Origin of the sequence: Haloarcula sp. NS06 (assembly GCF_051122755.1) — an archaeon.
Taxonomy (GTDB): Archaea; Halobacteriota; Halobacteria; order Halobacteriales; family Haloarculaceae; genus Haloarcula.
The window spans coordinates 3,018,376-3,038,916 of record NZ_CP184844.1 but is presented as its reverse complement, the minus strand read 5'-3'; the positions used below and the strand labels follow the sequence as shown (position 1 = coordinate 3,038,916).

Annotated in this window: 23 protein-coding genes; 9 read left to right on the top strand and 14 right to left on the bottom strand. The window is 62.1% G+C overall.

From position 1 onward, the window contains the following. Nucleotides 1–32 precede the first annotated feature (32 nt). Nucleotides 33–641, bottom strand: coding sequence for a zinc ribbon domain-containing protein (locus ACODNH_RS19425; RefSeq protein ID WP_434530887.1), 609 nt, complete (start codon nucleotides 639–641; stop codon nucleotides 33–35). A 201-nt stretch (nucleotides 642–842) separates the two neighbouring features. On the opposite strand from ACODNH_RS19425, the gene ACODNH_RS19420 reads away from it, so the two are divergent. Next, nucleotides 843–1,979, top strand: a complete 1,137-nt coding sequence (locus ACODNH_RS19420) for a PAS domain-containing protein (protein WP_434530886.1) — start codon at nucleotides 843–845, stop codon at nucleotides 1,977–1,979. Nucleotides 1,980–2,147: 168 nt separating this feature from the next. Beyond that, nucleotides 2,148–2,885, top strand: a complete 738-nt coding sequence (locus ACODNH_RS19415; protein ID WP_434530885.1) for a sporulation protein — start codon at nucleotides 2,148–2,150, stop codon at nucleotides 2,883–2,885. A 47-nt stretch (nucleotides 2,886–2,932) separates the two neighbouring features. Here ACODNH_RS19415 and ACODNH_RS19410 read toward each other — a convergent pair whose 3' ends face one another. Next, on the bottom strand, nucleotides 2,933–5,767 hold the full coding sequence (locus ACODNH_RS19410) for a DEAD/DEAH box helicase (RefSeq protein WP_434530884.1): 2,835 nt from the start codon (nucleotides 5,765–5,767) through the stop codon (nucleotides 2,933–2,935). Nucleotides 5,768–5,944: 177 nt separating this feature from the next. On the opposite strand from ACODNH_RS19410, the gene ACODNH_RS19405 reads away from it, so the two are divergent. Beyond that, nucleotides 5,945–6,793, top strand: coding sequence for a class 1 fructose-bisphosphatase (locus ACODNH_RS19405; RefSeq protein WP_434530883.1), 849 nt, complete (start codon nucleotides 5,945–5,947; stop codon nucleotides 6,791–6,793). A 19-nt stretch (nucleotides 6,794–6,812) separates the two neighbouring features. Here the strand turns inward: ACODNH_RS19405 and ACODNH_RS19400 are convergent, their stop codons facing one another. Genes ACODNH_RS19400 through ACODNH_RS19390 form a run of 3 tightly spaced genes read right to left on the bottom strand, consistent with a single transcriptional unit; the run spans nucleotide 6,813 to nucleotide 10,660 of the window. Beyond that, entirely contained in the window at nucleotides 6,813–7,562 is a 750-nt protein-coding gene (locus ACODNH_RS19400; RefSeq protein ID WP_434530882.1) for a metallophosphoesterase, read from the bottom strand. A 48-nt stretch (nucleotides 7,563–7,610) separates the two neighbouring features. Beyond that, nucleotides 7,611–9,383: a hypothetical protein gene (locus ACODNH_RS19395; protein ID WP_434530881.1), complete on the bottom strand. Its 1,773-nt coding sequence runs from the start codon at nucleotides 9,381–9,383 to the stop codon at nucleotides 7,611–7,613. Continuing rightward, a complete protein-coding gene (locus ACODNH_RS19390) occupies nucleotides 9,380–10,660 on the bottom strand; it encodes a Single-stranded DNA binding protein (RefSeq protein ID WP_306707252.1) in 1,281 nt (426 codons plus the stop codon). Before ACODNH_RS19390 ends, ACODNH_RS19395 begins: the two co-directional genes overlap by 4 nt. 243 nt (nucleotides 10,661–10,903) lie before the next feature. Here ACODNH_RS19390 and ACODNH_RS19385 point away from each other — a divergent pair, with 243 nt between their 5' ends. Next, the gene (locus tag ACODNH_RS19385) at nucleotides 10,904–11,362 is read left to right on the top strand and encodes a hypothetical protein (protein ID WP_306707504.1); all 459 of its coding nucleotides are present in this window, start codon (nucleotides 10,904–10,906) and stop codon (nucleotides 11,360–11,362) included. A gap of 44 nt (nucleotides 11,363–11,406) precedes the next feature. Next, nucleotides 11,407–12,066 (top strand): 2,5-diamino-6-(ribosylamino)-4(3H)-pyrimidinone 5'-phosphate reductase, encoded by a 660-nt coding sequence (locus ACODNH_RS19380; protein ID WP_306707250.1) that lies wholly within the window; start codon nucleotides 11,407–11,409, stop codon nucleotides 12,064–12,066. A 16-nt stretch (nucleotides 12,067–12,082) separates the two neighbouring features. Here ACODNH_RS19380 and ACODNH_RS19375 read toward each other — a convergent pair whose 3' ends face one another. Together ACODNH_RS19375 and ACODNH_RS19370 are read right to left on the bottom strand one after the other, a co-directional pair. Next, entirely contained in the window at nucleotides 12,083–12,370 is a 288-nt protein-coding gene (locus ACODNH_RS19375; RefSeq protein ID WP_004592488.1) for a DUF7545 family protein, read from the bottom strand. Between the two features lie 62 nt (nucleotides 12,371–12,432). After that, nucleotides 12,433–13,482, bottom strand: a complete 1,050-nt coding sequence (locus ACODNH_RS19370; RefSeq protein ID WP_434530880.1) for an NAD(P)/FAD-dependent oxidoreductase — start codon at nucleotides 13,480–13,482, stop codon at nucleotides 12,433–12,435. A gap of 101 nt (nucleotides 13,483–13,583) precedes the next feature. Here ACODNH_RS19370 and ACODNH_RS19365 point away from each other — a divergent pair, with 101 nt between their 5' ends. The 3 genes from ACODNH_RS19365 to ACODNH_RS19355 all read left to right on the top strand — a co-directional run bounded on the left by ACODNH_RS19365 (nucleotide 13,584) and on the right by ACODNH_RS19355 (nucleotide 15,747). Beyond that, on the top strand, nucleotides 13,584–13,868 hold the full coding sequence (locus ACODNH_RS19365; RefSeq protein WP_306707245.1) for a DUF357 domain-containing protein: 285 nt from the start codon (nucleotides 13,584–13,586) through the stop codon (nucleotides 13,866–13,868). A 657-nt stretch (nucleotides 13,869–14,525) separates the two neighbouring features. Then, the gene (locus ACODNH_RS19360; protein WP_306707243.1) at nucleotides 14,526–15,494 is read left to right on the top strand and encodes a transcription initiation factor IIB; all 969 of its coding nucleotides are present in this window, start codon (nucleotides 14,526–14,528) and stop codon (nucleotides 15,492–15,494) included. Nucleotides 15,495–15,567: 73 nt separating this feature from the next. Further along, nucleotides 15,568–15,747 carry a hypothetical protein gene (locus tag ACODNH_RS19355; RefSeq protein WP_004515550.1) on the top strand — a complete coding sequence of 60 codons (180 nt, stop codon included), beginning with the start codon at nucleotides 15,568–15,570 and terminating at the stop codon, nucleotides 15,745–15,747. Here ACODNH_RS19355 and ACODNH_RS19350 read toward each other — a convergent pair whose 3' ends face one another. From ACODNH_RS19350 to ACODNH_RS19330, 5 genes are all read right to left on the bottom strand, one after another. Next, complete coding sequence (locus ACODNH_RS19350) at nucleotides 15,748–16,152, bottom strand: translation initiation factor IF-2 subunit beta (RefSeq protein WP_306707240.1); 405 nt, start codon at nucleotides 16,150–16,152, stop codon at nucleotides 15,748–15,750. Nucleotides 16,153–16,204: 52 nt separating this feature from the next. Continuing rightward, on the bottom strand, nucleotides 16,205–16,378 hold the full coding sequence (locus ACODNH_RS19345; RefSeq protein ID WP_306707238.1) for a DUF7556 family protein: 174 nt from the start codon (nucleotides 16,376–16,378) through the stop codon (nucleotides 16,205–16,207). Between the two features lie 197 nt (nucleotides 16,379–16,575). Continuing rightward, a complete protein-coding gene (gene thyX, locus ACODNH_RS19340) occupies nucleotides 16,576–17,319 on the bottom strand; it encodes an FAD-dependent thymidylate synthase (RefSeq protein ID WP_434530879.1) in 744 nt (247 codons plus the stop codon). 82 nt (nucleotides 17,320–17,401) lie between these two features. After that, nucleotides 17,402–18,061: an RAD55 family ATPase gene (locus ACODNH_RS19335; protein ID WP_005534121.1), complete on the bottom strand. Its 660-nt coding sequence runs from the start codon at nucleotides 18,059–18,061 to the stop codon at nucleotides 17,402–17,404. A 10-nt stretch (nucleotides 18,062–18,071) separates the two neighbouring features. Then, nucleotides 18,072–18,656 carry a response regulator transcription factor gene (locus tag ACODNH_RS19330; RefSeq protein WP_306707233.1) on the bottom strand — a complete coding sequence of 195 codons (585 nt, stop codon included), beginning with the start codon at nucleotides 18,654–18,656 and terminating at the stop codon, nucleotides 18,072–18,074. Nucleotides 18,657–18,778: 122 nt separating this feature from the next. On the opposite strand from ACODNH_RS19330, the gene ACODNH_RS19325 reads away from it, so the two are divergent. Further along, nucleotides 18,779–19,354, top strand: coding sequence for an MBL fold metallo-hydrolase (locus ACODNH_RS19325; protein ID WP_434530878.1), 576 nt, complete (start codon nucleotides 18,779–18,781; stop codon nucleotides 19,352–19,354). A gap of 21 nt (nucleotides 19,355–19,375) precedes the next feature. On the opposite strand, the gene ACODNH_RS19320 is transcribed toward ACODNH_RS19325, so the two are convergent. Further along, nucleotides 19,376–20,200, bottom strand: a complete 825-nt coding sequence (locus ACODNH_RS19320; RefSeq protein ID WP_434530877.1) for an ATPase — start codon at nucleotides 20,198–20,200, stop codon at nucleotides 19,376–19,378. Next, nucleotides 20,197–20,520 carry a DUF5827 family protein gene (locus ACODNH_RS19315; protein WP_306707227.1) on the bottom strand — a complete coding sequence of 108 codons (324 nt, stop codon included), beginning with the start codon at nucleotides 20,518–20,520 and terminating at the stop codon, nucleotides 20,197–20,199. The genes ACODNH_RS19320 and ACODNH_RS19315 overlap by 4 nt, the downstream gene beginning before the upstream one ends. Between the last annotated feature and the right edge of the window lie 21 nt (nucleotides 20,521–20,541).

Genomic DNA, 20,541 nt, shown 5'->3' with positions numbered 1-20,541 from the left:
CGGGTGGAGAACGGCGGCCCGCTTAGGCGTTTTCAGTTGTCTGGCTCGTCGTCGTCGACACCGAAGCGTTCGTGCAGTGGCCCCGGTTCCCCGCGGGCCTGCCGGTCAGCTCGCCGGGCGGCACGGCGTGCGATGAGCGCTCCCAGTGCCGCCGGAATCGCCAGACCGAGCGACACAAGCGCAGTCTGCTCGGAGACGACTGATGGGCCATCCGACAGGAGGACTTCGTAGCCGACCACAAGTACGACCACGGCAACGCCGGCGACGACGAGGTATAGCCCGCGGGCAAGCACCTCACTGGGATTGCGAAGCCGCGAGAGATACGCAGCTGGGCCGAGCCAGCCGGTCAGCAGGACGCCGACGGCCACGGGAAGTGAGAGGTCGCCGACGAGGATGACGACGGCGTACAGCACAAGCGGCGCAATGGCGATACCGAGGGAGAGTCCAGTGAGTGCCACCGCCCACGTTGGTGTACCGGAATCCACCGACTCCAGCGTCTCGGTCAGGCGCTCGTCAAGCATTTTGGCCTGTTCGTCGGTGAGTAGCGATGTGTCACAGTGTGGACAGGCCATCGCTGTGGGCTCCAGCGGCTCGCCACACTCCGGGCAGGCAGGGTCAGACGCGTCACGCCACTCGGCCATATCCCCTTTTACGCACCGAACGGTTTGAGTGACCCGGATAATGTCATACAAAAATAATATCTCCCTCAAAGGAGTTGATACTGCACCACAGCGCAGCATGACCCATGCGGCCAAATGCACTGTCGCTGCAGTGGGGTTCCGGCTACTGAGTGTGACCTGAGTGATAGAAAGAAATAATCCCGTACAGGCCCACCATGACATATGGGGGGCGTTGACATTCTACACGTTGATGACGACAAGGGGCTTGCTAGCCTGACTGCCGACCTACTCGAACGCAAGGACAGTCGGTTCAACGTGGAGACTGCCGCAACCGCCACAGAAGGGCTGCAGTTGCTCGATGATCTCTCACCTGACTGCATTGTGTCCGACTTTGAAATGCCCGGAATAGACGGACTTGAGTTTCTACAGGCCGTCCGGGAGGAACACTCCAAACTCCCATTCATCCTGTTTACTGGCCGGGGAAGCGAAGAGATCGCAAGCGATGCGATTTCTGCCGGCGCAACTGACTACTTACAGAAACAATCCGGGACTGAGCAGTACGAGCTACTGGCCAACCGCATTAACAACGCTGTCACTCGGTATCACTCAGAAAAACAGCTGCGCGAGACCAAAGAAGAGTATGCCGCTGTTTTCGAGAACGCACGGAATGGGCTCTTACTTGTCGACGTTGAACAAGAGGGGTTTCGCTTCCGGCGGTGTAACTCACGTGTTCTGGAGTTTACGGGACTTGCAGAGTCGGAACTTATCGGTAAGACCCCACAGGAGGCACTCGGCTACGAGAATGCCAGAGCGGTCGTCGGCGCGTATCGGAAATGCGCCGCCATGCGCGAGACAATTACTTACGCGGTGACACTTACTCACCCAGTTGGCGAGGTCGTTCATGAAGCCAACACCACGCCGATCATCAGAGACGGTGAGGTCGAGCAACTCGTCGTCGCGTTTACCGATATCACCGAACGGCACGCCCGTGAGCAGAAGTTACGTGAAGAACGGGCCGTCATTCAGCAAGCGCTTGATGCGCTCGATGAGCCGCTGTTCGTTACGGATATAAATGGTCGCCTCAAGCACTGTAACCATCGCGCACTCGAGCTTACCGGGCATACCGACCAAACAGCCGTCGAAATGCCGATCACTGACCTGTTTCCCGACGACGAGCGGGAGACAATTACTGACGCGGTTGACGACGCACTCCGTACTGGCAGAACTACTGTCACGGCCAGCCTGCGCCTCGACAGCGGTCAGCAACAGCCGTACGAGTTCCGCGCTCACTCTTTGACTGACCTGGATAACAACACAGCGGGGCTGGTCATACTCGGTCAGGATACCCCTGATACCTGATCGAGTGTACATCCGTTGCAGCTGCCGATCACTATGGCCGGCCCTGTGTGCTGGACTGTGCTGACCGGCCGCCACACGCAGACGTGTCTGTGTCCGCTTACAGACAATTTGTTCGCCCCGACGCTCCCTGAACTTTATACCACATGACGGTTGAATTGCACAATACCAATGAAAGACGTGCTCTCCAGAATTGGTATCGGGTCTGCTACAGTAGACACGGTTCTGCCGACAGATTCCGTTAGAGCCGGTGAATCCGTCCGGGCCGAAGTCCACGTTGAGGGCGGATCGACAGACCAAGACATCGATGCGGTCTACTTCGCGCTGGAAACTGAATACAAGTCCGACGAGGGGTACAAAGACGCTATCATCGACCAGTGGCAACTCACCGAGCCGTTCACTATCGAAGCCGGCGAGGAACGACGTTTCGAGGCGACTATCGATATTCCCCGACAGACGCCGGTGACCACACGCTCGACGGCCGTTGAAATCGAGACCGGCCTCGATATCTCGATGGCGGTTGACCCCGGCGATGAGGATTATATCGAAGTCGAACCGACACACCGCATGCAGGCAGTGTTCGACGCGCTCGATTCGCTCGGCTTCTCGCGCCACGCCTCGGCCTGTGAGGCGACAGCCGGGAGCCTGTTCACTACTTCGGCGAGCTTTGTGCAGGAGTTCGAGTTCCGGCCTCAGCGCGGCGAGTTCTCCGATCAGGTCGACGAGGTCGAGATTATCCCAGTGTTCGACGACGACCAGCTTACGGTGTACATCGAGGTCGACCGCAGCGCCGGACTACTCTCGGAGATGACCGATGCCGACGAGCGACACACGCAACTCACGATAGACGCTCCTGACTCTGACGCTATCGAGCCACGACTCGTGGACGCGATTCAGGAATTGAGCTGAGTCTGTCGCCATGCACTCCTGTGCTAAGCCCCAGTCCGCTCCTGTCCTCAACCCCAGAACGACTGCGTCCGTGCGTACTCCCGTTCCTGCCGGAGGATGTCTCGGTAGAACTCATCTTCGTCCTCCCGCAGGCGGTTGATGATGCGAGCGGCGTTGTGTGGTCCGACACCGCGGGCGGCCAGCGCGACCACTGCTCGCTTCCCGTGGCTCTGGACTAGTGAGGCCGCGCGGTAGGCCCGTTCGGTCATCTTCTCCTGCTCGTCGTCCTTGTCGTCGGTCCGAACGGCCGAGACGACTTCCTCAGCCCAGGGATTCAGTGCGGCGATGCGGGTGGACCCACACTGCGGACACGACGGCTGCTCCCGAACCCGCTTGACCTGCTGTTTCCGGTCCCAGTCCTTGCAGTGCAGACACATGAGGATAACGCGGTCGCTCTGGATGCGCTCCTTGACAGTCTTGATGACGCTCGCGTCGGCGTTCTCCGGGGAGAGGAGTTCCCGCCCGGAGGAGCTACCGCCGGTCCCGATTGGCGTGTGCTCGCCCACTGTTTCGAGAGCCACGTCCCCACTCTGGATATCCCGCAGGAGGTCAGCCGTTGCCTCGATAGCGAGGTCTTCGTGGCGCACCTCGCGCAGGGCTTCGTCGTACATCGGCGTGTCCTCCAGAGCAGCAAGTAGACGGTCGCGGCCGAAGTCCGTCGACCCGCGACCGCGCCAGCGCTTGAGCGAGCCGAACTTTGTCGCTACCTGCGCGAGTTTGAACTTCAGCGCGTCGGCGTTTTTCAGACTGAGTTCGATCAGCGCCGGGAGGTGGTCGGGGTCAGTGTCCTCGATGACTTCGATGACATCGCCGGCGGTGATCCGGCGCGGGACCTCTAGTGTAATCCGGTACGGGTCGACATCCATCGCGACTGACGACCCTGCCCGCTGGCCGAGCAGCGCCGAGAGGACCCGCCCCAGCGTCTCGTTGATTTTGTGGCCGTAGCAGGCGTTGACGACGACTTCCCGGCCGTGGAACTCCACCAGAATGGTCGTATCATCCGGAATCGGTCCTTCGTGTTTTTCGACCTGTGAGAGACCGTCTGCGACGGTTTCCGGTCCAGCGGCGTAGCGAGTCGCCACGTCTCTGGCGACGGCGTCGGTGTTCGCGCCGTCCTGAAGTTGCCGACCAGCCACGCGACGGAGTTCGCCGACCTCAGCGGCGACGGCTCTTGGCACTGGGATCTCCTGTCCGACCCATGAGGGAACTTCGCCAGCGGGGTCCTCGATGGGTGAGACAGTCACGATTTCGTCTTCCTCGTCGATATTCGTGATGCGCCACATCTCTCCACGCTGGACGAACACCTCGCCGGGCGTGGCGAAATTGACGACGAACTTCTCATCGAGGGTTCCGACCTGCTGGCCCGAGGCGACATCTTCCACGTCGTAGGTGGCCTCGTCGGGGATCATCGAGAGGTTCTGATAGAAGTACTGCCAGGTCCCGCGGCGCTTCTCTAAGGTGTCCCGGTCCTCGTCCAGCCAGATGACGTTGTTCGACGCGAGTTCCTCAATGACCTGCTTGAACTGATCCTCGTCGAGACCCTGGAACGGGTACGCTCGGGTCAGTATCTCAAAGGCCCGCATCGCCCGGATTTCGCCGGTGTCCATCACCAGTCCGGCGATCTGGTTGGCAACTGTGTCAAGGCTCCCGTCGTGGATTTCAGCCGGTTCGACATCACCGCCTTCGGCCTGTCTCGCAATCGCCAGCGCCTCCAGCGTGTCGTCGGTGTCAGTCGTCACGACCGTCCCCGAGGAGACGAGGTCCCGGCGGTGGCCGGCACGGCCGACACGCTGGACCAGACGGGACACCTGCCGGGGGCTGCCGTACTGGACGACGTGGTCGACGTGCCCCACGTCGATACCCAGCTCCATCGAGGACGTACACAGCAGCGCATCGAGGTCGCCGGCCTTGAAGCGGTCCTCCACGTCGATGCGGGCCTCCTTCGACAGTGAGCCGTGATGGACGCCAAGGTCGGTTCCCAGCTCTTTGAACCGCGAGCCCAGTGCCTCGGCAGTCTGACGGGTGTTGACGAACAGCAGCACGGACTCGTGGTCGTCGATGAGGTCGGCAATGTAGCGGACGTGACTGGCCGTTCCGGCGTCGGTGACGAGCGTGCTCGACAGTTTCTCGTCGCGGTCGGTGATCTGAGGTCGAACCACCTCGATGTCCAGCCGACTGCCGATGTCCACTTCTACGATGGCACACGTCCGGCCGCCGGTAAGAAACCGACCGACTTCGTGTGGATCGCCGACAGTCGCCGAGAGGCCGATTCGCTGGAACCGCCCGGACAGCTCCCGGAGTCGCTCCAGACCGACCGTCAACTGCGCGCCGCGCTTGGCCGCAGCGAGTTCGTGGACCTCGTCGATAACGATATGCTCGACATCCTCTAGCGCTGTCCGGAGCTTCGACCCGGTGAGCATCGCCTGTAGCGTTTCCGGTGTAGTCACCAGCACGTCCGGCGGGTCGTTAGCCTGCTTCTGGCGCTGGTAGTCAGTCGTGTCGCCGTGGCGAACGTCCACTTCGAGGCCAAGCGTCTCGCCCCACCAGTCGAGGCGCTGGCGCATGTCGCGGTTCAGCGCACGGAGCGGAGTGATATACAGTGCGCCGATGCCAAAACGGTCCTCGGATTCAGCCAGCGCGTCGAAGACCGGCAACATCGCCGTTTCAGTTTTCCCGGTTCCGGTCGGGGCAACGACTAGCGCGTCCCGCCCGTCAGCTAAAGTCGGAATGGCCTTTCGTTGTGGGTCGGTTGGCGTCGTGAAGCCGCGCTCTGAAAGCGCACTGCGGACGGCCGGCCCGAGCGCAGTGAAGGCGTCATCGCCGCGAGCGACCCCGTCAGTCATCGCCCCTCTCTAGCGACTACACCGGGTTAAACACGTTGTGTCACATTCTCTCGTCCCCTGTCGGTAACTAGGGCACTGCGGGTGTTGCGGGGGAGCGACGGGTACAGCCTTATGTCGTTGCCCTGGGATATGTGGAACCATGACTGACGCCTGTGCAACTGCGACCGGTGATGGCCTGTGAACACGCTCGACGAGATCGAACGGGCGGTGAAGGACACGGCCCACTACGTTAGCGGGAATCTGGCGAACTACGCCAACAGAGCCGCCGGCGAGAACCCGAGCGGGGAGCAACAGGTCGGTGGCGACGTGTGGGCCGACGACCTGTTTTTCGACGCGCTCGCGTACATCGACGGCATCGGGGCGTACGCAAGCGAGGAGCGGAGCGACGTGGTCGACTGCGGTGACGGCTACAGCGTCGCTATCGACCCGCTCGATGGCTCTTCGAACCTCGCCTCGAACAACTCCGTGGGAACGATAATCGGAGTTTACGACGCCGAACTCCCCGCGCCAGGCCGGGAAATGGTCGCGTCGCTGATGGTATTATATGGCCCATATACGACGCTGACAATCGCCCGGTCCGACCGCGATGTCGTTCAGGAGCACCTCCTCCGGGATGGGCACAGCGAGCGCTGGGGTCAGTTCGAACTGCCGGCGGAGGCCACAGTCGTTGGGTTAGCGGGCAAGACCGGCGAGCGCAGCGACGAGTTCAACGAGATTGCCCAGTCTTTCGAGCGAGAGTTGAAACTCCGCTACGGCGGCGCGACCGTCGCCGACCTGGCACAGGTGCTTGAATACGGCGGTCTATTCGGGTATCCGGTGACGTCAGGGTATCCAAACGGCAAGCTTAGAGTCCACTTCGAATCAGCGCCGCTCGCGTATCTCGTCGAGGCGGCCGGCGGGGCCTCTAGCGACGGTTCACAGTCCTTACTCGACGTTGAACCGGACGGTATCCACGACCGGACGCCGACGTTCCTCGGTAACACCGAACTGGTCGAGGAACTCGAAGCGGCGCTCTCGGAAGCATAGGCGGGTGCAGCCAGCCGGCTCAGACCTGCCGGTAGGCCCCTAATCGCGTGCCATCGAGCAGGAACGCTTCGGTATCCGCCATGCCCTCGGGCAGGAACGGGGCGAGGAGCTCCTGACCGTCGACGTTGACCCACGTTCCCCCGGAGCGGTCGTTAAACGCCGGGAAGACGACGACATCCGGCGCGCTCTCGACTGCCTGGTCGAACTGCTCAGAAAAGGGCTCAGTCACCAGCGAGCCGCGGAGCCAGGCCCGCTCCTTCTGGGCCCCGCCGACGTTGTCCTCCAGCCGGACAACCGGGTGTTCGTGGCCGACACAGACGACATCCGCTTCGAGTACGTCCGGTTCAGGCCAGGTGTGGCCGTGGGCGAACCCGACCGAACCGATACGGGTTCCGTGTCCCGGCGTCACCTCGACATCGGCGTCGAGATCAGACAGAACCGGCTCCAGCCCGCCGTCATGATTCCCTTTCACCAGCGTCACGGGCACGTCAAGAGCGTCGAACAGCGTTTCGAGTTCCGCCTGCTCGTCGTCGAACGGGTCGCCGATGGCGTGGCCTAGGTCGCCGATGACAACCAGCCGGTCGGCGCGGGCACGGTCAAGACATGCCAGTAATCGCTCTCGGCGGTCCTCAGCGGCTGACTGGAGTTCGACCCCCTCGTACCTGAGTCCCGCTTCGATGCCGGCGTGATAATCGGCCACCGCCAGCAGTCGCTCTCCGTCGGTGTCGACTGTGGCCGCTGGAACGCCGGGAAGCGGTTCGACACGCATCTGCGCTCCGTTGGGTCGCAGGGGAGAAAAGGACCGCGGCTCGGCGCGTCAGATGGGTGTGAGCTTGCCGTCCTCGGGCTCGTAGCAGCGCCCGCCCATCAACGCGTCTTGGATGGCGTCCTCGACGGCGTCGGCGTCCGCGCCGTGGCGGCTCACGACCGTTGCGCGGAGTTCCTCGCGGTCGGCCCCACTGCCGTCGTCGAGGTCATCCATGACCGCCATGACGGCGTCTTCGAGGTCCACGTCCTCGGCGGGCGCGTCCTCGCTCGCCGACTCGTCGGGCGTGGTCTCGTCGGCTCCGGCGCCGGTCGCTGTTTCGGGCGTCTCGGCGGGTGCGTCGCTTGTGGCCGCGTCAGCGTCTGGCTCGGTGGACTCGTTGCCGGCCGGTGCACCGGGCGAACCGGGTGCGGGCTCGGCGTCGGCGGCGTCTGCGGGCGCGCCCTCCTCGGCCACGTCGGCCAGTTCTTCGTGGTCTGGCGTCTCGATGTCAGCCTCGCCGGGCTCATCCACTTCCGTCCCGCTCTGGAAGTCAGTGCCGTACTCCTGCTCGATCTCCTCGCGTTCGTCCTCGTCCAGTTCGAACTCGGTGTCAAAGCCGCCGAGGTCGTCGTCCGCGTCCGCCGCCGTTGTGTCGCTGTCTGGGGCCGTCGACGTGGTCGGTTCTGGCTCAGTAGCGGTGGCGTCGGAATCGCTCTCTGCCGTTTCGGCGCTCGCACCGGCGCCAGTGCCAGATGCTGATTCCGACTCACTCTCAGACGCAGCCATTGTCGACGTTTCGGACTCGGTATCGACGGCTTCGGACTCGGTGTCGACGTCTTCGGGCCCAGTATCGATGGTCTCGGGTTCCGCTGCTGACGGCGACGACTCTGCAACGTCTGTCGTCTCGTCGGTGGCAGCGTCCTCGGTCGCCGGCGCTGTTGCCGACTCGTCTACAGCCGTGTCCATTCCTGTCGGCTCAGCCACCGGTTCGTCAGTCGCTGTCTCCGTTGCTGGCTCGTCGGCGCCCGACTCCGCAGCCAGTTCGTCGGCTGTCGTGTCTCCCCCTCCCGCTTCTGTCGCCGTCTCAGGCGTGGAAACGGAAGTATCGAGCTCGAGGGAGGCAAGCAGCGGAATCGGGTCATCAGTCCCGTCGCCCGGTGACAGCGACAGCCCTTCTGCCTCGTCCGTGTCGCCGGCGACGACACGAGCGGCGCCGAGCGCTGTCGTCCGGAGTGCATCGAGGTAGTCGCCGGTCGTGCCGTAGTGGTCCAGCGCGAGCGTGATACCGGCCGCGGCGCTTTCGTCGATGCCCCGGTCGAGCAACGCAAGGCGGAGTTCGTCGCCCGCCAGATCAGCCTGTTTCGCACTGGCCATCTGCCCGATTCGCGAGACGGTTTGCTCGGCGGCCTGGACGACCCAGCGGTCCCGCGTGTCCGCGTCGACTTCGCTGATACTCTCGGGTCGAACCGAGGTGAACACCCGGTCGCTGTCGTCGGGCTGGAAGGTGCGGGCCTTGCCCGTGACGGCGACGAACATCGGCGGGTCGGCGGCTTCGAGGAAGGCCAGTTCGTCGGGCTGGTACTGGCCGGCGTAGATGACGAACGGGCCGGTCGGGTCCACGACGCGAGCGCGCAACACGTCGTCGTTGACCTGTTCGAGTTCGGTGAGGACGCCGACGAGGAACAGGCGGTTGACCCGCGCGCCGGTCGGCGTGACGACGTAGTTCGGCGCGCGTTCCTCATCGGACTCGGAGTACGAGAAGTCGGCGTCGTCGAACTCCGCGGCGAACAGCCGATGGGCGACCTCTCGGCGGCCGGGGCCGCTATCTCCGGACTCGCTCATGTGTCTGCCTCCTGTAGAAGGGCCTGCGCACGCGTCGCCGGGTCGTCGTCAGCCTCGGCAAAGGTCGAGGCAGTGAGGTTCGCGCCGTACTCGTCGACCGACAGCGACCCGCGGACGACGTACTCGCGGCCGACGATACGGTCGCTGATGCGCTCGGCAACGACCTCTTTATCCATCGCATCGCGGGCGTGCTCGCGGGCATCATCGAGGTCGCCACCGTACACGCGGGCGGTGAGTTTATTATCAAGCACTGCGGTGACGGTGTCAGTTCCGTCGTCGAGGATGGCCTTCGTCCGCAGGTCGTCCTCGCCGTCGACCGCGCCGTGGGAGCGACACTGGCCGTTCTGAATGACGCGGCCACACTCCGGACAGCGCTCGATGAGGCCGGAGCCGTCCCGCACCTCGATGACGTTGCCGGCCAGTTCCACGTCGAACAGGCCACCGCTCTCGACGGCCTCGCGGATCGACAACCGGGGTGCGTCTTCGGTGACATCGACCGTGCGGTCCAGCGCGGTCACTGCCGAGAACTCGGAGACGTTCACCGATGGCGCGCCACGGAACTCACGGACGAACGTCTCGTCGAGGCGCACGGACGCCCCTTCCTCGATTTCGTCATGGGGCTCCCAGTCGGTGAACGGGAGCCGGCCGCTCTCGTCGCCGACGACGCCGCTGAGAATCGTTGTCTCGCCGTCGCGGCCGTCGATGACCTTCTGTTCGCATTCCAGCACCTGCACCTCGACAGTGATGCCGCGGTCACCCGGTGCGAGGTCCTGTAGCGCGGCGCGGCCGCCAACCTCGTAGTCGATGTCGAGTGTTTCGTCGACGACCTCGGGGTTGGTGCTATCGCCCAGATTGAGTTCCGGCTGGCCGTCCCATTCGCGGACGCCGGCGTTGCCGAGCCGGACGGTCTGGCCGGGCTGGAGGTCACCAGAGAATCCGTCCCATGCCGTGTAGGATATCTTGCCCGTTTCGTCGGCGAGTTCGCCCTCGCGGATGACGTGCTGTTCCCCGTTGTACTGGATGGACCGGCGACCCGACGTGAGCACCACGGCGGTGACTGTCACGTTTGAGTCGTCGGTCGACACCTCGTTGATGGCCTTGCTTGACGGCGTGCTGTCGCCGCCCGAGCCGCCATCACCGTACTTCCGTCTGAGGCTCTGCTTGGCCTCGTCCATCGGGACGGAGTAGTTCACGAGGTTTTCCAGGTCGCGTGTGACCTCCTCTTTGTCAACGCCGAGGTCGGAGGCGAGCTCCTCGGCATGATCTTCGAGAGACATCGACTGACGGTTCGATGGGAGCACTCAAAAGCGTTTTCGGCCGGCCGTATGGGATACAGCTGTCGCTACCTGTTTGAAATCGCCCAAAATTCTTATTTATGATACTGTAATCTCTCAGCATATGCTCTCTGACCGAGTTAGTACGTTTCAAGCGGCCGAATATTCCGCTACTGGCCATATCAAGCTAACTGGGCAGAAAAATATCGAGATTGATAACGCATGCGGACCTCGGGGGGCCTGACAATGGGGAGCGTGTTCGGGTCGAAGCCGTCAGAGGCTCACGTCATCTGGCGGAGTGGCCGGAACAACGACGGCAAGAAGAAATTCGATTTTGAGTATCTGGAACTGTGGGCCGCTCATTTCGGCGTCGACTTCGAGCAGTGGTCCCGCGTCGACCACGACCGTGCGGACGAACCCCGCGAGCAGTTTGCCTGCGTGTTCTGCTGGTCAAAAGACGGCGGACAGGAACTCTCCGTCGGTGACGAGGAGTGGACGATGGGGTCTCAGCGCAAGCCCCGTACATTCGTTGAAATCGACGAGGAAGGGATAGTTAGACTCCGTGGCTGGACCAGTGAGACCACGCTTGACGTCGATGAGCTGGTACTGAAAAAGACGGTGCTGAAGCTGCAAACCGCCGACGGCACGGTAAAGAAACTTGACGCCCGAAAACTTTCGAAGCGCCCCGAGACGCCTTCCTCCTGAGCGTAACCCAAAAGCCGTTTGACGCATCGCCGGCACGGACGAGTATGCACGTCGTCGTTAACGCCGCCATGAGTGTCGACGGGAAGCTCTCCTCCCGCCGCCGCGAACAGATCGCTATCTCCGGCCCGGACGACTTCGACCGCGTCGACCAGCTCAGAGCCGACAGCGACGCGGTGATGGTCGGTGTCGGCACGATTCTCGCCGATGACCCTTCGCTGACCGTCGACAATGCCGACCGCCGCGCCGACCGGGCCGATCGCGGCGACCCCGAAAACCCCGCCCGCGTCATCGCCGACTCCCGTATCCGCACGCCACCGGACGCCACAGTGCTTGACGGCCGCGCTCAGACCTACCTCCTCGTCAGCGAAGCCGCGCCGCCGGACTTCATCGAGGAGATGGAAGACGCCGGCGCGTACGTCATTGCTGCCGGTCAGGACCGGGTCGATCTGACGACGACGCTCGCGAAGCTGGAAGGCGACGGCATCGACCAGCTCATGGTCGAGGGCGGCGGCGAACTCATTTTCGGCCTGTTAGAGGAGGCGCTGGTCGACGAACTGTTCGTCTACGTTGGTCCGAAGGTCATCGGCGGCCGGGACGCGCCGACGCTGGCCGACGGCGACGGCTTCATTGAGGACTTCCCGGAGCCGGAGCTGGCCGACGTCGAACGGGTCGACGACGGCGTAGTGCTTCACTGGCAGTTCTGAGAACTGGCCGGTAGAATTAGTGGTCGTGACCGGTCAGCTCGGCGAAGGACTGGCCGAAGCGCTCCTCGAACAGCTCGCTGGTCTCTTCTTCGAGTGCGACGATCTGCTCGTCCGGCTCGCCCTGCGCGTGGTGGACAGCGCTGTGAATCCGCTGGGTCATGCCGAACATCGCGATGTCGCCGACGACCTGCGGGTCCGTCTCGTCCGGCGACTCTCGGAGGATGTCCACGAGTTCGCTCGGAACTGTGAGTTCGTCGGTCTCTTCGCCGTCGTCAATAGTCAGCGTGACAGTGTCGGTTGCCATGCCATCGACTCCGGGGGCTATCCTAAAGGGTCTGTGGATGTGAGAACGGAGAAGCAGCTGCGTTAGTCGTCGGCTTCCGCGGCGGCTTCGGACTCTGCCTCTGCGGTAGCTTCGGCCTTTGCTTCGAGGTACTCGTCAGCGTCGATGGCGGCTTTACAGCCCATCCCGGCAGCGGTGACGGCCTGCTGGTAGTGGTAGTCGACCACGTCGCCGGCACCGAAGATACCGTCCACGTCGGTGGCAGTCTGGTCGCCGCCGGTGCCGCCGTGGGTCTGGATGTACCCGGTGTCGTCAAGTTCGACGCCGGTGTCTTCGAGGTAGCCGGTGTTGGGCGTGTGACCGATGGCGATGAAGACGGCGCCAACGTCGAAGTCGAAGGTTTCGGTCCCGTCGTCGTCGAGCTTCTCGCTGGGATGACCCTCGTCGTTCTGTGCGAGGGTGACGTGGTCGACTCCGTCCTCGGGGGAGCCGTGCATTTCCAGCAGTTCGGTGTTGCGCATGATCTCGATTTCACCCTCGTCGACCTTCTGCTGGACACGGTCGATCCAGTAGTCCTCGGCGCGGAACTCCTCACGGCGGTGTGCGATGTAGACGGTGTCGGCGAACTTCGTGAGGAAGTGGGCCTCCTCCATGGCCGCGTCGCCGCCACCAACGACGAGCATGTCCTCGCCGCGGAAGAACGCGCCGTCGCAGGTCGCACACGTCGAGACGCCGTAGCCCATTAGCTCGTCCTCGCCGGGGACGCCCAGCGTCCGGGCGCTGGCTCCGGAGGCGGCGATGAAGGCGTCACAGGTGTACACGTCGCCGTTCGACAGTTCTACGCGGAACGGCCGCTCGCTGTCGTCAATATCGGCGACGATACCGTGTTCCAGCTCAGCGCCGAAGCGCTCGGCCTGCTCTTTCATATTGTTGATAAGGTCCGGCCCGGAGAGCCCCTCGGGGAAGCCGGGGAAGTTCTCGACTTCGCTGGTCAGCGTGAGTTGCCCACCGGGTTCGTCGCCTTCGAGAACGAGTGGGTCGTTGTTGCTCCTGGCGGCGTAGATGGCCGCTGTCAGTCCCGCTGCGCCCGTGCCAGCGACGATGAGTCGTCGGTGTTCGACCGATTCTGTCATTAGCCAAGTTAGACTACCAGGCCGTATTTAGCTTGTGTTGTCGTGCGCCGAACTCACGTTGGGACGACACGCTTAGGCCGCTGCCACCGCTCGCTGAGGGTATGGCCGCTGATCTCGAAGAGAAGACCGACCGCTACGAGGGACTGCTTGCTGAGGCACTTGACGCGGCATCAGTCGCACCACCTGACGGAACGCCGATGCACGACGCCGCTCTAGAGTGTGAGGAGATGGCGTCGGCGTATCTTGAAGATGGGCGTCACTTTAGAGACGACGACGACCTCGTGAACGCGCTGGCGTCGTTCTCGTATGGACACGCGTGGTTGGACGCGGGCGCGCGTATCGGCCTCTTCGATGTCCCAACTGAGGGGCACCTATTCACTGTCTGAAACCCGGTCCGATGGATATCGGGTTGGCGCTCACAGAGAAATGTCTGTCAGTCTACTACTATCTGTTCGACCGATAGGCTGCTGCCCTACTGCGAACCGCAGCCTCTCTCAAGTCGCTGGATGCCGTTCGTTGCGGTACTTGAGTTCGGTGGCCCCGTGGTCTGTATCGCCCCCAATTAATCGGTCGCTGGCCGCTCCAGTGACAGGGCGTCATCATCACTGTCTGTACTCATCTGGTATGTAATCATAACCAAACTGCGTCAGATGGTAACATCGCTTTTTACATCATATCACTCCCCCACGATGTGCGGAACCACACTGTGACTCCCGCTGACCCGGTAATTCCGGGACCCACTCGCCGTTCTCGACCGAACTGGAGTGACTGTTGCAGGGTGTGGACTGGTCGTTCAGCGCTGCACCGACGGAGTCACATGGCGTTGCAGTCCCCCGATTATGCGGTATGTCTGGGAGTTGGCGGTAATCGGCAAGGTTATATATCCCTACAGCGGGCCATGCTATACCCTATCACGCCGCTGTCCCGCGGTTTGTGCCGAAAGACGGCGAAAGATTTATATACTTTACGGACTAACTATAGGGTAAGACAAATCCCCAAATAGTCTTAAAATTTCTGCACCCGGCAGAACAGGACTTCCAATCATGAGTGAATCAACAACGCGGACAAGCACACGAGAACGAGACGAGAAAATTACTGAGTCGACGGAACAGGAGGCTGTAGAGACCTGTCCCGAATGTAGTGGCAATGTCGTTACGGACACTGAGCACGGCGAAACAGTCTGTGAAGACTGTGGGCTGGTCGTCGAGGAGGACGAGATTGACCACGGTCCGGAATGGCGTGCGTTCAATTCCGCCGAGAAGGACCGCAAGTCTCGCGTCGGCGCGCCGACGACGAACATGATGCACGACAAGGGCCTCTCGACGAACATCGGCTGGCAGAACAAGGACGCCTACGGGCGTTCCCTCTCCAGCGAGCAGCGCCAGAAAATGCAGCGACTCCGGACCTGGAACGAGCGATTCCGTACCCGTGACTCCAAGGAGCGCAATCTCAAGCAGGCGCTGGGCGAAATCGACCGAATGGCCTCTGCGCTGGGGCTCCCCCAGAACGTCCGCGAGACATCCAGCGTCATCTACCGCCGCGCGCTCGGTGACGACCTCCTCCCAGGTCGTTCCATTGAGGGCGTCGCGACCGCTGCGCTGTACGCGGCCGCTCGCATGGCCGGAAACCCCCGGTCGCTGGACGAGATGGCCCGTGTCTCCCGCGTCGAGAAGATGGAGCTCACACGAACCTACCGCTACATCGTCCGCGAACTCAGCCTCGAAGTCCAGCCGGCGGACCCGGAACACTACCTTCCACGGTTCATCTCCGACCTCGGACTTAGCGAGGAGACCCAGCGACAGGCACGAGATCTCATCGAGGGTGCTCGCCAGTCTGGGATGCTCTCCGGCAAATCACCGGTCGGTATCGCCGCTGCAGCCGTCTACGCCGCCGCGCTGCTGACCAACGAGAAGGTCACACAGAGTCAGGTTAGCGACGTCGCTGACATCTCTGAAGTGACTATCCGAAACCGATACAAGGAACTCCTCGAAGCCGAGGACCTTCCGGCCTGACGCCCGGGTGAAGGCAGACTAATGGGGAGACGACAAGGCTTTTTATCATTGGCTATGTGTGTGAGTAACATACATGGAGGAAGCGTACGTGCGATTGCTCTGTCCTGAGTGTAAGAAAGACTGGGAGTCGACGCCGACAGACTTGCCGCGACACGACACGACGTTCCACTGCCCGAACTGTCATGCGAGCCATCGGCTCGCCGTTTTCACCCGTACGGAAAACGACTTGCAGACGCTGAAAGGGCTGCAGTAACTACTCGCTCGTCGCCGAGCGTGCGCCACACGCCTCACAGCGAAGCAACAGCGCACCCTGTTCCCGTTCCAGTTGCGTGTCTGGCAGTCCACACTCTGAGCAGAGCACGAACTCGTCGACGTAGTCGTCGATGGACGCCTCGATACGGTCGGCATCGAACTCACCGGTCAGGCGCGCTCGACCGCTCTCGTCGATGTGGCCGCTCGTCCCGAGGTCGTTCTGGAGGAACTTCATCACGTGGTCGTCCTCACGTCCGAGTCGGGAACACGTCGACTGGAAGTTCTCGTAGACGGTGGCGTTGCCCTCCTGTCGGACATCCGGGTCTGGGACCTCGAACCGCTCGCTTGTGCCGTCGATCTCGGGCGTTTCTTCCATCGCCCGGTCAAGCATGTCGTCGTATTCCATACTCTTACGTCACAGAGCAGCCAACAAAAACTTTTCAGCCGGTGGTCGTCAGTTATCGCCAGGCTGTAAGTGTACAGGTCTCGTCCGCTACCATCGAAATCCAGGTGTCATCGTGGGCAATATCGGCGATGACGAACCGCTGCTGGCCGTCGACATCGTCGACAGCACACATCACATCAGGCGCAGTTCCCGACCGACGGGTGGGACGTTCAACCTCGTAAGACACGATTGTTCATCTAGGATGTGCGGTAATGAATGTGTCGTACTCGTTTCGTCTTTTGATACTCTGAAGCCCGGCCATTTATGCAGCAAAACGAGTTGTGTCTTCCTATTGCCGTTGTGAGTATCAAGGTCGATTCAACGATTGTCGATGGTTGTGGCCGGAGATAGCCGCTCTGAACGTTGGAAAGAGTGCCGGACCTGTCAGGGAGCGAGCCGGTTCTTGCGCCCCTTCATCTCTTCGTCGTAGTACTCGAAGGTCTTGGGACACCAGTCGGCTGCCAGGTCAAGCATCTCCTCGGTCATCTCCCGGATCTCCCACTGTGCGTCCGCCGCAGCCCGCATATCCGCGACGTGCATCAGCATCCGGGCGTTCATCGACATCACGATGTTCACCTTGGTCCCGATTGGCAGCACGAACCGGGCGTCCTCCGGCGGCATTCCGAGTTCAAGCAGCTCCTGATACGATTCGACCGCCTGCTCGATGGTGTGTTTGAATATCTCCGTTCGCTTCTCGAACTCGTCGTCAGAGACGCTCGCTTTCTGTTGGTTCCGGCCGATCCAGTCCGGGTCCGTTGCGGACGGTGGCGTCACGACAAGTTCTCCCTCGCGGACGGCTTCGGGGTCAATATCGTCGAAGGAGACGTACCGCATCGACTGTACATCAAATGAGACGTGTCGGTGACGGGTGATCTGGGCCATACAGGAGCGGGAGACGCCTTCGACGGCGAAGGTCGCCTGCGCGTGTTCGAAGGGGCCGAAGTGGCCGTGGTCGAGTAGATGCCCGATGAGCGTCTCCTTTTTGTCGTCAAGAGTATCCCCGTCGACCTCAGCCATTGTCGCTTCGAACGACTGGCTGCCGACGGAGGTGTCGCTGTAGTCGTTGCGTGCTGCCTTGCAGATGAGATCCTCAGGGTCGTCTGTCGCTTCGAGCAGCTTTACGTCCATATCGGGAGGGTGTCCCGGAGCGGCAAAATACTTCCTTCCCGGACCGACACGGAGTTCGGACCGCCTGTGGATAGCCTCGTACTCAGATATCCTGCCAGTCGGTCGGTTCGCCGGCAAGGCCGAGCACGCGGGCCTCTCGGCCGCCGCCCTCGGCGTCGCGAACGTCAATCATCCCGTCGAATGCCTGCTTGATGACCTGCAGGGTCTGGTCGTCGTGGGCTCCCGAATCAATGGTAAACACGCCGATGTAGCCCGCGGAGTCAAGACGCGAGGACAGCACGTGACAGAACTTGAAGACGGTCTTCTTGTCCGTGTAGGTCAGCATCGTCGACAGCGAGACGAGGGCCAGACGGCCCTGTTCGTTACCGGCATTGTGCAGCCCTTCCAGCGCCTTCGTGATGCCGATACCGATGCCGGTGAGATCACCGGGCGAAGAGACGTGGTGCGCGTGGGCGTTACCGATTGCCTCCTCGTCCGTGCCACCTTCGCCCCGACAGTCGATGACACCGAGTTGGGAGTCGTCGAGGTCGGGCACGAGCGACCGGAACTCCTCGACGACGCTGCCCGCGCCGTCACCGGTCGTCACGACCACCGCGCCGTCACCCTTGTCCAACCCGTCGGCGAGAATATCGTATGCGAGTCGTTCCTTCCCGCTCATTGCTGGACCGGATATCAGGATGCTAGACCCTGGCCGGACCTCACTGAGCGCATCGAACTCTAGTACTGAGGTGAGATCATACATTGTTTGTCGCTCAGTTGTCTTCATCGTCGCTCAGTCCGCGAAGCGTTGCGATGAAATCGGAGTCGTCTTCGATGCCACCGAGTGTATCTGAGAGGTCGTCTCGCATCTCCGCGATTCTCTGGCTCAGCTCGTCGTACTGGTCGCTTTCGGCCAGTTCCGCGCTCGATTTCGTCGCTTCGAGCGTCGCCTGCTTCTCGACGAGTGCGTAGTATTCCTGCAGCAGCGAGTCATATTCAGAGCGGTCAAGCAGATTGTCGACTGTCTCGTGGAGCTGTTCGCTCCGGATCGGCTTCGAGAGGTATGCGTCAAAGCCCATCTCCAGAATATCGAAGTCCGGCTCGACGGCGGTGACCATCGCCACTCGACAGCCCAGGTCACGCTCGCGAATACGCTCAAGCACTTCGTCTCCAGAAAGTCCGGGCATCATCCGGTCAAGCAGCACTACGTCGACATCCGCATCCAGTTGCTCTAGGCCCTCGTCACCGTTCTGTGCCATGCGGACCTCGTACTCCTGTTGCAGCCACAGTTTGTACGTCTCGGCAACATCTGGTTCGTCTTCGACGATAAGCACCACAGGTAGGTCCGAATCTGACATAATGTTCTACTATCCCTCGTTTGCATATCCACGTACATAGCCCTGTGGGTGCGGGCGTGCAGCGCGTCTCGATCGATGACAGAACGATACCCACATCCGGGACGACGGCAAATAAGCGGGTAATGATTCGAAATCTCGCCCGTGGGCAACAGGCCTTCACGAGCAACGTGTTCCTCGTCACTGGGGACCGAACCGTGCTGGTGGATGTCGGCAACGAGTTCGACGTGGTGTCAACTGTCGAAGAGCACGTCGACGATATCGACGCTGTCGCCGTCACCCACACCCACTACGACCACGTTGAGAACCTCGACAGCGTTGTCGACGCTTTCGACGTGCCGGTGTATGGCTACGATACGGATCAGGATGGCATCGAACACGCTATCGCCGACGACGAGACGATGCAGCTGGGTGGCCACGACTACCGGGCGCTGCACACGCCAGGCCATAAGAACGACCATCTCTGTTTTTACTCGGCCGACGCTGGCGTCCTGTTCGCTGGCGACCTCGTGTTCGCCAACGGGAGCTTCGGCCGGACGGACCTCGATGAGGGTAACCGAGACCTGCTCGTCGACAGTATTGAGCGAGTTCTGTCGGTCACAGACGAGGACTTACAGGAGATGCATACCGGCCACGGACCGAGCGTTACCGACGCGCCGTATCAGGACATCGAACTGGCATTACAGGCCGCGAAGTTCTGAGGGCAGGCCGGCACACAGCTCTCAGTCGAACGCACAGGCCAGCAGCGCGTCGTAGGCGTGGTCGTACGCATCGGCGACAGCCGCCGGGTCACTGCGCTGCTCGCCGTCGAGTGCGGGGAGCCGTACTGCTGCGACCTGCTCGATGAGGTCGATGACGTTTGGCACCCGTTCCTCCAGTTGCCCGTCACCGGGGCCGCCGGTGGCGATCTGACAGGCCTTGCTGTACCGGTCGCCGTCGTAGATGCGCGCTCGGCCCGGCTCGACGACGGCCACGGCGTCCGGTTCGATACCCGACAGCGGCCGGGCCACGTCGCCGTATGACTCGATGACTGCCCGGTCCGTCGTCTCGATATCTGTGGCGACCGACTCCAGCGCCTCGACGTGCATCACCCGCATCAGGTCGTTGAAATCCGCGATCGAGGTGATTCGTGGCGCATTGGCAAGCGGGAGTCGCTCGGCAGCGGACTCCGGAATGTCGACGGTCCCGTTGACGACATACTCGACACCCGTTTCGGCACTCGGGCGGCCGACCCGGTCGACGACGAACTGCTGGTTTTCCTTCCCGAGCAGCCCCGTTTCGGCCCCCGGTGAGGGATGCCACAGTCGGTGGATTGGGTTGATCTCCTCCGGGACGACATCGCTCGGTGATGCGGCCGCGAGGCGCTTGGCGTCCTTGCCGTACAGCCGTCCCTCGGTCGTCGCTCGCTGATAGTCGTCGTGGTCGAACCAGTAGTTGTTGCCCGCCCTGGGCTTGAACCCTTGAGCGCTGGTTCGTTCAAGCAGGCCGACGCTGAACGTGGTCTTGCCCGCGTCGACGCGGTCACTGCCGGCAATGAGGAGCTTCATGACTCAGCGAGACCGTACAGCCCGACAACATCGTCGTCCTGCGGATCGGCGATCACGAGGTCGTCCTGATTGAAGATCATCCACGGGATGGCCCAGTCGATGAACACCGACTCGTTGGCCTCATTGAGTTCTGCATCTGCCGGAAGGCCCTGCAGGAGGCGAGCGATTTCTGGGATGGTGTACAGTTTGTCGGCGTCAAGAATGTCCGCGGGTTCGTGAAGCTCGAACGACAGTATCTCGTCGAACTCTTGCTTATCGACAGGCATACGCGCCGGTATGCCGAGCGAGTGTGTAAACCCCTCGAACTGGGCGGAACCCATTTACTCGCTGGGCCGGATTAT